The 12,289-nt window shown below is 65.8% G+C and carries 12 protein-coding genes and 1 pseudogene; 7 read left to right on the forward strand and 6 right to left on the reverse strand.

From position 1 onward, the window contains the following. Positions 1 to 104 precede the first annotated feature (104 nt). From AC1DF3_RS29565 to AC1DF3_RS29575, 3 genes are all read right to left on the reverse strand, one after another. Positions 105 to 425 carry a hypothetical protein gene (locus AC1DF3_RS29565; RefSeq protein ID WP_478141771.1) on the reverse strand — a complete coding sequence of 107 codons (321 nt, stop codon included), beginning with the start codon at positions 423 to 425 and terminating at the stop codon, positions 105 to 107. Positions 426 to 560: 135 nt separating this feature from the next. Continuing rightward, a complete protein-coding gene (locus AC1DF3_RS29570; RefSeq protein WP_478141772.1) occupies positions 561 to 1,475 on the reverse strand; it encodes an ArdC family protein in 915 nt (304 codons plus the stop codon). A gap of 583 nt (positions 1,476 to 2,058) precedes the next feature. After that, entirely contained in the window at positions 2,059 to 2,424 is a 366-nt protein-coding gene (locus tag AC1DF3_RS29575; protein ID WP_478141773.1) for a DUF2958 domain-containing protein, read from the reverse strand. A 351-nt stretch (positions 2,425 to 2,775) separates the two neighbouring features. Here AC1DF3_RS29575 and relB point away from each other — a divergent pair, with 351 nt between their 5' ends. After that, entirely contained in the window at positions 2,776 to 3,090 is a 315-nt protein-coding gene (gene relB, locus AC1DF3_RS29580; RefSeq protein ID WP_478141774.1) for a type II toxin-antitoxin system RelB family antitoxin, read from the forward strand. 16 nt (positions 3,091 to 3,106) lie between these two features. After that, the gene (locus AC1DF3_RS29585) at positions 3,107 to 3,376 is read left to right on the forward strand and encodes a type II toxin-antitoxin system RelE/ParE family toxin (RefSeq protein WP_478141775.1); all 270 of its coding nucleotides are present in this window, start codon (positions 3,107 to 3,109) and stop codon (positions 3,374 to 3,376) included. 144 nt (positions 3,377 to 3,520) lie between these two features. On the opposite strand, the gene AC1DF3_RS29590 is transcribed toward AC1DF3_RS29585, so the two are convergent. The 3 genes and pseudogenes from AC1DF3_RS29590 to AC1DF3_RS29600 form a co-directional block, all read right to left on the reverse strand. Next, the gene (locus AC1DF3_RS29590; RefSeq protein WP_478141776.1) at positions 3,521 to 4,327 is read right to left on the reverse strand and encodes a DUF932 domain-containing protein; all 807 of its coding nucleotides are present in this window, start codon (positions 4,325 to 4,327) and stop codon (positions 3,521 to 3,523) included. Positions 4,328 to 4,922: 595 nt separating this feature from the next. Further along, positions 4,923 to 5,354, reverse strand: a pseudogene (locus AC1DF3_RS29595) (JAB domain-containing protein); the annotation flags it as partial. Between the two features lie 322 nt (positions 5,355 to 5,676). Further along, on the reverse strand, positions 5,677 to 8,016 hold the full coding sequence (locus AC1DF3_RS29600) for a hypothetical protein (protein ID WP_478141777.1): 2,340 nt from the start codon (positions 8,014 to 8,016) through the stop codon (positions 5,677 to 5,679). A gap of 301 nt (positions 8,017 to 8,317) precedes the next feature. On the opposite strand from AC1DF3_RS29600, the gene AC1DF3_RS29605 reads away from it, so the two are divergent. From AC1DF3_RS29605 to AC1DF3_RS29625, 5 genes are all read left to right on the forward strand, one after another. Next, positions 8,318 to 8,572: a hypothetical protein gene (locus AC1DF3_RS29605; RefSeq protein ID WP_478141778.1), complete on the forward strand. Its 255-nt coding sequence runs from the start codon at positions 8,318 to 8,320 to the stop codon at positions 8,570 to 8,572. Positions 8,573 to 9,150: 578 nt separating this feature from the next. Then, positions 9,151 to 9,714 (forward strand): phospholipase D family nuclease, encoded by a 564-nt coding sequence (locus AC1DF3_RS29610; RefSeq protein ID WP_478141782.1) that lies wholly within the window; start codon positions 9,151 to 9,153, stop codon positions 9,712 to 9,714. A gap of 396 nt (positions 9,715 to 10,110) precedes the next feature. Next, the gene (locus AC1DF3_RS29615) at positions 10,111 to 10,410 is read left to right on the forward strand and encodes a DUF1016 N-terminal domain-containing protein (RefSeq protein ID WP_478141783.1); all 300 of its coding nucleotides are present in this window, start codon (positions 10,111 to 10,113) and stop codon (positions 10,408 to 10,410) included. Beyond that, on the forward strand, positions 10,407 to 10,541 hold the full coding sequence (locus AC1DF3_RS29620) for a hypothetical protein (protein ID WP_478141779.1): 135 nt from the start codon (positions 10,407 to 10,409) through the stop codon (positions 10,539 to 10,541). Before AC1DF3_RS29615 ends, AC1DF3_RS29620 begins: the two co-directional genes overlap by 4 nt. 304 nt (positions 10,542 to 10,845) lie before the next feature. Next, positions 10,846 to 11,739, forward strand: a complete 894-nt coding sequence (locus AC1DF3_RS29625) for a hypothetical protein (RefSeq protein ID WP_478141780.1) — start codon at positions 10,846 to 10,848, stop codon at positions 11,737 to 11,739. Positions 11,740 to 12,289: the final 550 nt, after the last annotated feature.

Raw genomic sequence — 12,289 nt, forward strand, 5'->3', positions numbered from 1 at the left:
GTGCCGCTTTGCCTCCCGGAACTGGGACCCTCCTCTGCGCTGCAACCGCACTCGCCTCCCGCTGGGCCGTCGAAGCTACGTTCCCGCAAGCGGGCGCGACGGCTTCAGGCGAACGCAGGATTCAGCAGGTCAATCCCCGCGCCCTTGCACTTGATCCAGGGACCCGGCGGGTGCTCGCGCCCGTCCCAGGCTGCCAGCGCAGCGCGGGCATCCGCGCTGTGTTCGTAGCAGTAGCGGCGCTCGTAGCCGAGAGGATCCAGCCCGACGAGGACGGCCGTCGTGAAATTGAATCGGCGCACCGCGCACACGACGCCATCGACGACGCGCAGGTCCGTGTACCCCGATGCCAGCAGCATGGCGTGCAAAGGATCGCCGGCATCCAGGCCAGAAGGATCGGAAACGGCGGCACGGGCGGTCGGGGACATCACGTCATTCTGCCAAGAAAAGACGGCAGCAGAGTCGAATGGACTGCCCACCGGCCTGGCACGTGCGTGCACCCGCGACCTGCCAACGTCGACGCGTAGCTGTCGCGCCGAACGACGCGGGGTGGACAAAGGCCATCACGGCGTCTCCCGGGCGAGGATGTACTCGAACGCCTCTCCGGCATGGCGCGCTGCGGTAAAGATCGCGGTGCGGTCGTTGCGCAACACCTGCAGCCACGCGTCGAGGTACGCAGCGTGGCCTTCGATGGTGGCGTCGACCAGGCCGATATGCCCGAGCACGAAGGCACTGCCGAGTTCAGCCACGAGTTCCTCGAACGCGTACGCGGCGTCGCCGAAACGCTGGCCAAAGGCACGGCCCAGACGATCGGGATGCCCGGTCCAATGAACGAGTTCATGCAGGGCCGTCGCGCAGTAGGCTTCGGGGCTCGTAAAGCAATCGATGGCGGGCATGAGGATCTGGTCGGTTTTCGGTGCGTAGGCGGCATGGGCGACACCGTGCCGGATCTGGGCCTTGCAGCCGTCCAGGAAATGCAGCGCTCGCTCGATCGGGGAGCGATCCGCCCACTCCTTCGCCACGGGCGCCGGGTCCAGCAACGCCGCAGGCAGCCCGGCGATTTGCGCGACGTTGAAGAGCCAGAACGGTCGACACAGGAGAAAGCTTCGCGCGGCGGCGGCATCGGCCGCGCCACCCTCGTCTTCTGATGGAGTCCCTTGCGAATCGCCAGCCGCGCCGGACGATCCAAGGCCGAGCTTGCGTTCGAAGTGGGCGCACAGCACCGCGCGCTCCCCCTTGCGCACCTGGGCGCCGAGACTCGCCGCCTGCTTGTAGGTCAGCCAGACGTTCGAGGCGTAGCCCTGCTCCATCGCTGCGTCCCAGAGCAACAGGACGTTGGCGCCGTGGTACGGTGCCCCCGTCTTGCCGTTGCGCGGCATGCCTCGCGAGGCGGCCCGTGTCCAGCGTTCACGGAACACGTTGCCGCCCTTCTCGAGCATCGCGACGATCCGGTCCGTGATCGACTGTCGCACGTCCATGCGTGCGTTGCCGCCCTGTGGGTCTGCCACATGAACAGCACCTGCTTGGGGTGAGTCCTCGGGGGGTACGGGGGGAACGCCCGTGGCTGTTTGGTGGTTCGCATCGCGCTGACGGGAAGCTTGAAGGGCACGCATGACCGGTCCTTTCTGCGGCCTGTGCCGCGGGGGTTGAACATCTGCTTTCGGAGCCGCCTCGACGCATGGGAAGCGAGCAGCAAGGGCCGATGTCCAGGGGCCGCCCGGAAGCCGCAGCCGAGCGCAGCGAGGACCGGGTGAGGACGGCGGCGAAGCCCCGAGGCCCTGGACAGCGGACCGTGCGAGCTATGCGTCGATCAAGAGGTGGGTCTGACAGCAGATGCGCCCCGGCAGGTCATGGCGACCCGGTCGTGCCTCTCGCCCGGCAGCGCTGCGGCCGCGGGCCGCTCGCGACGCCTCTGTCCGGCAGAGGCCTCGCCAGACATCAACGCGAAGTACTGCCGCGCCGCGCGCGGCCTGACCAGGAACAGCGCGCGCAGCGCGCCACGGAAGGCAAGCCGATGGAATGCCGCCGGCACCGCCGGCAGCGGGCCGGTCGGACGGTTGCTCAGGCCTGGATGCGCCCCGCCAGGCGAGCCTCACGCGCATAGGCACTCAGCGGCTGCGTGGGTCGGAAGTGCAGGTCCTGCACGATCGGCCGGTTCATCAGCCCGCGCAGTTGCGCGAGCTCCTCGAGGCTCACCGAGCCGATTTCGGGACTGCCGACGCCGAGATCGCAGAGGCCGAAGGCGTAATGCGCTTCAGGGTCGATCTCCGTCAGCAGCCAGGTTGCACCCGCGTCGGGCGTGAACAGCTTGACCACTGGCATCGGATCGAACGCCTCGTCCTGGTGCTGACGCGCGAGCGCCAAGCGGCCGTTGGACTGGAGCCTGTCGAATTGATCATCGGTGATGAAAGGGAGGTTGGAAGCCATGGCGTTCTCCTTGAACGATCGAGGGCGGGATTGCCCGTGACCGTCGGCGGCACGCCGCGGCGCAAGCAGTCAAGGTTCGAAGACGGCCACAGGCCGCCAGCGCCGCGAGGCGCGCAGACCTTGACGGCGAGCACGGTGTGGCACCCTTGAGGGAACAGCAAGCAGCACCCCCCTCTCAATGCCCGGACCGGCCGCCCTGCCCCGCTCCAACGCCGGCGCCTGGTCGCCCGCGACGCGAGAACCCTCGCATCGCGGGCGGCGCCAGAAGGTCTGGATGGCGAAGCACCGCAGAAAGACCGTTGTCATTCGATTGAACTACCATCGATCCGACGCTTGCTTTTGGGAAATCTGATGGCCACTGCCAACGCCTTGGTGCAAACACGCATCGCCGCCAACGTGCGGGACTGCGCCGTCGAGGTTCTCGACGGTCTGGGCTTGACCGTCTCCGATGTGGTTCGCATCGTGCTGACGCGGGTAGCGAATGAAGGCGCCCTCCCAGCTGGCTTGGTCGCGGACTCTGAAGCGCACGACGCCTGGTTTCTCGCCAAGGTACAGGAAGCGCTGGATGACCCACGTCCGACCATCCCGCACGACGAAGCGTCAGCCCGTTTCGCAAAGCGCCGTGCTGCCGCGCTGAGCAGGAGCGCCAAGGGTACGGGCACGTAGGGATTGACGGGTCCCCTTGGCACTCGACGACCGGAACAGAATCTTCGACTACGACGAGATCGATCAGGACACCCCGCGTGTCGCCATCATGGTCGACGAGCGGATCGAGCAGCCAATCGAGGTGCTGTTGGAGCATCCGGACTTCGGACGGCCGGGTCGTGTAAGGGACACAAGGGAACTGGTCATCAGCAGGACGCCCTACCTGGTGGCATACCGCGTCGTGGGAGATGTGATCACCGTGCTTCGTGTGCTGCACGGCAGGCAGCCTTGGCCTGCCGACATGTGAGCGTGAGGCCGCTTCGGTTCCGCGATGGAACCCGCAATCTTCGCCCCGGTGAGCAGCCGGGCACAGCGAAGGCGAAACCTCAGAGGCGGCACGCGCGACCCTTCCGAAGGCCGGAGCTTGGGCTCCGGCCCGGAGGCGCCGGCGTCAGCGGCCGATGCGTTGAAGCGCCAGGTTCCACAGACCCGTGTTCAGGCGCACGTTCTCGCGGATGGCCCGGATGCCGCGGGTGTGCATCGCGCGCCCCGTCGCCGTGCGGCCACACACGCCGCCCCTCACCACGTGCTCCTGGACCGCGTTGAAGGTGCGCCAGACATCGTCGCCGATGTCCGCCACCCGGCGGCGTTCCAGCAACTGCACGGGCTGAACCGGGGGCTCGGCTTGGGCCGGGAATCGCAGCGTCAATGCATCGCGCGCAAAGGCCAGTTGCTCGCCACCGGTCAGCGTCGTGCCGCGCATCGCTTCGACGGCTTCGCCGACTCGGTGGAACTCGCGCGTGATCCGCTGGGCGGCCTCGACCACGTTGGACACCACGTTGCCGCGATGGCTCACATGGATGAGTCCGAAGTCGCCGATCGCGGTCAGCATCCCGTTCGTGCAGACCGGCCTGAACAAGCCGGCCCGCAGCTGATAGGCGCTACGTCCGTCGTGCGAATTGATCAGGACAATCTCGCCGAGCACGTCGTCGAGCGACAACGTTTGCACGACCGGTTGGAAGCGCAGCATGTGGCGTGCGTAGCCGGCATGGCCGTCGAGTGACCTTGTCTGCACCGCATGCGTCGGCTCGAAGCCCGCGTCCATCAGCGCGGCGACGATGTCCCGGGTGCTGATGAAGACGTACCTGGCGCCGGTGGTCTCGGCGGCCCGGTCGGCGAAGACGGCGGGCGCACTGCGCTCGAGTTCGTCGAGCGTGAGGGATTTTCTGGCGGCGAAGGCGATGGGAGAAGAGGTCATGAGGAACTCCTGCTGTGACACAGGCGGGATTGCCTGCGGCGCCCTGAGCTCACGCGGCAGCGCAGCGCTCAAGGTCGCCGCAGGCGCGCCGTACGCAAGGAGGCGCCGAGCACGCGTGAGCGCGCGCAGGGCCTTGAACGCGAGAACCGCGTGATACCCTGACCGGACACAGGCAACCCCACCCTGCCCTCCTGTTCGCTTTTTTTCGCTTTTTGCTTCTCCCCCGCCGAAGCGAGGCCGAAGGCGAACCCGCTCCACAAGCCGTGCGATGCGAGGCGCGCACCGGGCGCGCCTCGGACTTCGAACGCCGTCAGGACCACCCGCGCGACGCGCGGGTCCAATCAACGCGTCCGCGCTTCCTGCCCGCTCGTGCTCGGCGCGAGCGCGCGGACGAACCAAGCCTTGGGCACCTTTTCCGCAAACCCACGTCCATCAGGATCGCGCTCGATCGACAGCACGTCTGCCTCATCCCGCGCGGCAGCGCAGCGCACATGGGGAAGAGGCAGCCTGCTTCCCGCCATGGCGGCGGGCACTGGGGGGTTCGCGTGCCGTGAGTGGGAACGGCCAAAGAAAAAGGGGCCAAAGCCCCCTGGCGTCACAGCAGACCGCGCTGCGCGAATGAAAGGGAGTTTCCGCCGGCCACGATGACGTGATCGACCACCCGGACGTCCATCATCGCAAGGGCCGTAGCCAAGGTCTTCGTCAACAGTTGGTCCGCCTGCGAGGGCTCGACGCTTCCGCTCGGGTGGTTGTGCGAAATGATCAGCGCCGCGGCCTCGTGGTGCAGGCACCGCCGCATGACCTCCCGCGGATAGACGCTGGTTTGCGTCAAGGTGCCGCGGAACAGTTCCTCAAATGCGATGAGCGCGTTCCGCGCGTCGAGATACATCACTGCGAAACTCTCATGCGGCTGCCCGGCGAAGTGAAGCTTCAGGAAGTCGACCACGGCCCTGGGTGAATCGAACACCGAGCGGCTGGTCAGTTCCTCAACCAGGAGTTCCTGCGCCAGAGCGAGCCCCGTGACCAGGCGATGGAAGCTCGGCAAGGAAGACTGACGCGCAAAGTAGGTCAGCTTCAACAGCGACCGACCATTCGCCTCGTACAGTGCGTCCGCCTCGGCGCCAAAGAAAGGACGAAGTGCGTCGACGATGCGTTGCTGGCGGACAGTGAGATCGGAAGATGCGGTCATGATGAGCTCCTGTGAGACGACACAGGCGGGATTGCCTGCGTGGCCCCTGCTCCCTTGCCGCAGCGCAGCGCTCAAGGCCGCCGCAGGCGCGCGGCACGCGCCGAGCACGCGAAGCGCGCGCAGGGCCTTGATCGCGAGAACGGTAAGGTAGCGTCGGGCCTCACAGGCAAGCCCCCACCCTGCCCTCCACAGAGGACACGAATCTGCTTGCGGATTTGCTTGCGCGAGCGGCGAGCGCCGTGCCGCGCTCACAAGGGAGCTGCGGTGACGGGCCGGCAACTCGCCTCGGAGTTGAAAGGTCTTGCCAGACGGCCGCCTGCTCGATGACCTCGACGAAGCGCCGTGCCGAAAAGCCATCGGGATACAACGTGGCGCGCTCGGCCCTGGGCTCCTCTTCGCCCGCCGCTCGCGTCGGGTCAGAAAGAAAGAGATTGGCGGGATCCTTCAACAGCGCAGCGTCGTCGCGAAGAGCAATGAGGATCTCTTCGAGCGAGACCTTCAGGACGCCGGAGAAGCGCTGGTGATCGCACTCGATCGACGTATCGACAATCCACCGTATCAATGCCGGGTCCGCATCGGCGGGCCCGAGCTGCAGGGCGGTTCGCAGCGTGCCGTTTTCGCGAAGGTCTCGCGCCACGGCCTCCGACTTGCGCAAGACTTGGCGGCCCGCGTGACGTAGCGTGCTCGTCGCATGTCGGAATGCTTCCTTTCGCGACTTCCGGATGAAGGTCGATTTCACCTCGACAACCAGCACGACCCCTTCAAGCGCACAGACCAGGTCCACCTCGCCGGCATCGCCGTGCAGCGCACGCTCGGGCAGCCAGTTCGATGCGACGACAAAGCCGCGGCGTTCCAGGGCCCGCGCGAGACCGGTCTCGATGCGCTGCGTTTCTTCACGTGCCTCGCCCCGGCGTTGGCCCAGGCGGCGAAGGTTGTTGATGATCGCAGTGCTGTTGTTCTGCAGGCCGAGATGCCAGGGCAATTGCACGAGCACCTCGCCGAACTTCAACACCGGCCGCTCCAGCAGTTCGGGCCGCAGGACCGGCTCGGGACCTTTCAACTGCGCGGACAGCGTGGCCCAGTCGCTGCTCCAGAATTCGAGAATCGCAGCGGCCTTCGCGGCATCTCCCTGCGGTGTCGTCGCGGTGACGGTCCATCCGGTGATGTTCGCGATCTTGGCGGCGCGGTCCGACCATGTCAGCGGCAAGCGATTCTGCATTCCTGAAAGTGCGCCTCCTTCGCAGAGCTTGCGCAAGGCCACACGCCAGTCGCCGAGGGCGCGCAAGTGACCCACGAAGGTTTCAAGGAAGTCCCGCTGGTAGAACGCCGACATCAGCTCCATTGACAGCGACGCCTGAAACACGTCGACCGACTCGCCACCATCGGTCGTCACGGTTTCGGCAATGCCGTAGACCTCGGTCAGCTGCAGCCGTGTGCGCAAGGCACGCATGAAGGCCAGGCGGTTGGCCTCGTGGTTCTCGGGGCGACCGATGGTCTCGTTGGCCCTCCCCGACTGCATGAAGGTGTCGAGTGCCCTGTAGAACCAGTACTCGTGCAGGCGCGCGAGCTTGCGGCCATCACGCTGCCAGGCCGCTCGCCCCGATGCGTCGACTTCGACGATGTCAAGTGAGGCGCCACGCGGCACGAAACGAATTCCATGGTCGTAGCTGAACGCGTCCGCCGATTGTGAAACGAAGGCGTTGAGTTCGATCTGCGCCGCGAGCAGATCGCGGAATCGTCCTCGCGAAGTCGCGCCAGAGTCGGCCCGACCCGGAACGCATCGCAACACCGGGGCGAGGTGATTCACGAGCGCCAAGCCGATCACGTCGTCATCCAGCAAGAAGTCTTTCTGATCAGCGCTGCCGAGTTTCCATAGGAGGACATCGTTGATCGCTTCCCAAGCCTCTTGATCCTCCGATTGAACGCCGTCCGCGCGGTGCGGCGAAGCCATGCCCCGCGGCACGAGGTGCTCGAAGGCGTAGAGGCTTGCGAGAACCAGCAGTTCGAATGGTGCCGTCTGCGCGAAAGTAGCTCGATGGGCAGCGAGCTTCGTCAGTCGCTCATCGTGCGCATGGCGAAAGATGTAGAGGACACGGCAGAGCTCGGCGACCGGGCGATGCCGTCGGCCCAGCCGTTCCAATTCAGCATGCCGCATGGGTGCGAAGCGCATCACGATGCCGGAATGGCGCACGGCCTTCTCGAGCACGGTCGGGCAGGCGGCCGCAAGCCGATCCAGCAGGTCCGGGTTGCTGGCTTCCTCCTGGGCGAAGTAGCGCGAAAGTGCCAGCGTCATGAGGCTGGAGCGCCAGTTGTCGATCGGCACGGAGGCCCAGTACGGGCACGACCAGAAATCGGCATCGCGCCTCGCGCGGCCGATCTTCACCTTGGAGCCGGTTGGCTTCCCGTCCAGATAGGCGCTCGCCGCTTCCAGCGCCGCATGGGAAAGCGAAGCAGCGGTCGGCTCGATGGTTTCAAAGAACGAGGTGTACAGATTGGTCATGTCACGTTCAGTCGGGTGGTGCACCGGTGCGATGTTCGCATTGCCGCTGTCGCCGTCCTTCAGACAAGATAGCTTGTCCGGCGCAGATGCCACCCTTCAGTGAGGTCCACCAAGGCCGCGCACCGCGCGATCGACACTCGCGGTGCCCAAACGGCTGGCGACTTTCGTGCTGAGGAGAGCATGGTCGATGCGCAGTCCCGCTTCGCGAGCCGAGCCGGCATGCCGGCATCGAGCTGCGCGCGAACGCAGCATGCCCATCGGCGGCGTATGCTGGCACCAGGACACCTTGAAGGAGTTGGCGATGCTCTATACCTACGTCGATGAGGACGAAGACAAGGACCCGGTCGGGCCGCGCGACGCACTGGAGCTGTTCAAGCAAGCAGCCGTAGAGGTAGGACTGATCCGCCCGGGCGATCCGCTCGACCGGAATGTGGTGGACTTCGCCCGGCTGGTCGTGGCGATGTGCGCATCGATCGGCGACAACTACCTGCAGCCCGAGAGCGCAGTTGGCGTCACGGTTGGCGATCGAATTCGAGGGGAGCTCCAAGCGTTCTAGTGTCGCCTGCATTGTTCTTCAGTTTCTCGAGCCGTTGATGTTTCAGGCGGCGATGCGCATCGCCGGACTACGCCCGGTTCGGAGCGCAAACCGCAGCCTCGTCGACCTCGTCAGTCACCGCCACCAGGTGACGTCGACGCGAAGACGGCGATTTGCGCGACTTGGAGGATGGCGTTGTTGGCCGCTCGCGGCGGTGGTGTCATATCCAAGTCGCTCTGACGAGGTTTGCGCATCCGCATGGCACGACGCCTTCTCGGTCGACTGACGAAGGGTCATGCGCGGCGATTCTCCCCTCGCGCACAAGAAAATCCTCAGGACCGAGGTCCCGAGGATTGAAATCCACCAAGAAGGGTGGAGGAGAGAGCCGCATGCCCTCAAACGGGGAACGGCCCGGCGCCCCCGAAGACGGCGATCACATGGCAGGGCCGCGAACGCCGGGCGCATTGAAGTTGAGCTGTCGTGACGCACCATCGAATGCATGCAAGATCGGCCGGCAGCTTCGCCGAAGAGGCGCGGCTGCGGCGCGCCAGACAACGCGTGCAAAGTTGCTACAGTCGTCGCCCCAACCTGAACACTGCATGCGATCCTTTCTTCTTCCTGCCTCACGCCGTGCCCTGCTGGGCATTGCCTTTGCCCTCCTCGCTGGCTGTGCCAGCTCCCCCGGCGCCCCGCCCTCCGACTCGCAGGTCGAGGTGGCCTTTTCGCCCGATGCGGGCTCCGAAGCGCTCGTGCTCAAGGTCATCGGCAGCGCCCACAGCTCGATACGGCTGGCCGGCTATTCTTTCACTTCGCCTTCGGTTGTCCGCGCCCTGACCGATGCGAAGCGACGTGGCCTCGATGTTCGCGTGCTCATCGACGACAAGGGCAACCGCGGCAAGGCGAACATCGCGGCGATGAACCTGCTCGTCGGCGCCAACATTCCGACCAAGGTGATCTCGAGCTATGCGATCCACCACGATAAGTACATCGTGGTGGACGGCAAGCACACGCAGACGGGCTCCTTCAACTACAGCCAAGCGGCAGCGAAGTCCAATTCTGAAAACGTGCTGGTGGTGTGGAGCAATCCGAAGGTGGCGGCAAGCTACCTCGCGCATTGGGAGAGCCGGTGGGCCCAGGGCATGGCCATCGAGATGACCTACTAGCACTGGCAAGTTCAACGAAAGTCGTTGCGGAGGCGCCCTGCCCCTTTGTCTGCGGCAGGCGGAACGCAGCCTTCGGCACGGCTGGGCGGCGCCTTCGCGCCAAAGAGGGAACGTTTTCGGCGACTTTCCGCGGCCCCGAGATCCTTGCGCTTGATGCGCCCTGCCGGCGTACATCGTGAGGATCAGCCGCTCGGCGCGCGCTCGTGGTCATGTCGAAATCCATCGCCACCTTGGACTCGAATTGACGGCAATACGCAGAGGCATCGCGTCGACGCGAACTCCGCACTCCCGATTCGCGCGTGACCTTCGGGCCTCGTTCCCCGGCACCCAAGATTTCTCGGCGCGCAACATCTGGGACACGCGTCGACTCTACGAGGAGTACTCGGCGCGCTGGTTCTGCGACAGCTTGCCGCAGAAGTTCCTTGGGGTCATCACTTGGTGCTGCTCGGCAAGGTGTCTGACCCGGCCGAGCGCATCTTCTACCTGAGGGCCGTCGCGGCGTTCGGCTGGAGCCGCAATGTGCTGCTCAACCAGATCAAGGCCCGTGCGTACGAGCGCTCGCGGGCCGAGGGCAAGAGCTTTCCGCTCGCGCTGCCCGACCAGCTGGCCGAACAGGCCGAGGAGGCGCTCAAGAGGAAGACAAACCCGATCGTGGGGCCGAGTATCAGTTCCAAGGCGAGCTGCCGCCGGCTATGAAGGGCAAGCTCTCCTCCACTCGGCAGTTGCAAGACAATTCGAGCATGGACAACCTGGCCGCGATCTTTAGCGCCGTTCCTCAGCGCCTCGGCGTGGGATTCGAAGTGCATGCGGAGCAGGCCCACGCATAGACGCAACGCGTTGAATGAGCAGATAGCGGTGGCCGGAGCCAGCCCCCCTTGTCCACCGGATCGCTTGGTCGCCAACCACGACAGTACTGAACACGGCGCTGGGGGCAAGCAGACCCGAGCCGGTCGCCCAGGACCGCGACAATTGGACGCTACGATCACCCGGCACGACGGCATGCCGCGCGGGCGGTCGAAGCGGGAGGCTACAGGGGTCAGCCTTTGGCGGTCTTCGGCCCTGCGATTGCATCGGATCCCTCGCGAACCTCTTTGCAAACCATGGATGAGTACTTTGATGCACGGTGAAGCAATGCAACTGGACATCTTCGAACACGGCCGCGAGGTGATGCTGAGGAACGACGCCGTGCATGCGCTCGAGCGGCGCGACGCGTCGGCCGCTCGGCAAGCTTGCAATCAGCTTTTCCGGGAATATCCGGCCGACGACGCCTTGCCGTCGCTGCGCGTTCTCACCGGCTACATCGAGGCCGCCGAAATCGGCCGCGACGAGGCGTTTCGCGACCACGCTTCCTTGCGCGAAGCTCGGCAGATGCTGCAGGAGACGATCCGTGACGCTGCGCAGCGCACGTTCGGTGACCCGTCTGCCGCCGCTTGGCTGGCCGTGAGCTGGCAGGACATCGCACGCCGCGCCGGGCCGCTGGCCTTCGACGCGCGGGCTCCGCAGGACCATGCGGCGCCGATCTGGCTGCATGCAGGCGACTGGGAGGCCGCCGCACAGGCGGTCGCCACCATCGAATCGTGGCGACGCAAGCCGGCACCGCTGGCCTGGATGGCCGAGGCGCGTTTGCACCTGTTCGGCCTGCGGGCGACTTGGCCGTTGCTCGCGGAATTGGGGTGGCTGTCACCAGCGCTGCTGGAGGACGTCGGGCAACGCTCGCCCGACCCGCTCCTGCCGCAGTTGATACGCAGCTTCGAGGCGAACTTCGAAGCGACCTCCCGGGGCGACGGCGAGATCAGCGACCTGAGCTGGTTTGCGGCCTGGGTGCTCATCGAGCGCCCCGGTCTTCGCGAGCCACTGAGGCTCGCGCAAGCGTCGCAGCACACCGTTCCGGAGCAGGCGATGCGTCTCCTGGTGGAACTGCTCGGCCTGGAGCGGCAGGGCCGCCACTCTGACATCGTGGCCCGGCGCAAGGTACTGCGCGACCTCCAGCCCTTCCTGTACGCCGCCTACATGAAAAGTCGCTGACGAAGGCGCCCGGCGCCGCGACTCGGATGAACTACCTGCGGCCGGCCCCGCTTGCTTCTGCGGCGGCCGCTGCTTGGGCGACACCCGCCGTCACGGTCAGCCAGGTCTGGTAGTCGAACAGCAACAGCGCCCTGCGAGATGTCCTCGCACGGGCGGTTCCTTTGCGGCGGGCGGGCGCGGACGCTGCCTTCGGCTTCCCGGAGAAGGGAAGTTCGAGATTCTTGTGAGGATCTTTGGCCATGGTGGAAAGGGTCGCAGTGACGGTGGCTCCGAATGCCAGCTATCCGCGCCGGGGGACCAACTTGTTCGGCAACGACCGTGTCCGCGTCGTTGCCGTGCGGATGGCATCGGTACTCACCCCGGATGCCGAACGGCGTCACCACTTCCGCGTGGAACGACTGTGAACCGCACCGGCTTTCGAGGAGGCCTATTGGCTTGAGTCCGACCGGGATGGTCTGACTTCTCTTCTGGCTGTTCTGACTTTCATTATTCCAGCCCCCCGCAGGGGCCGCCGGAGGCGCCCCCGGTTGGGCCATGTACTCATGGTTCA

This window comes from Variovorax sp. 10N432 (genome assembly GCF_056394465.1).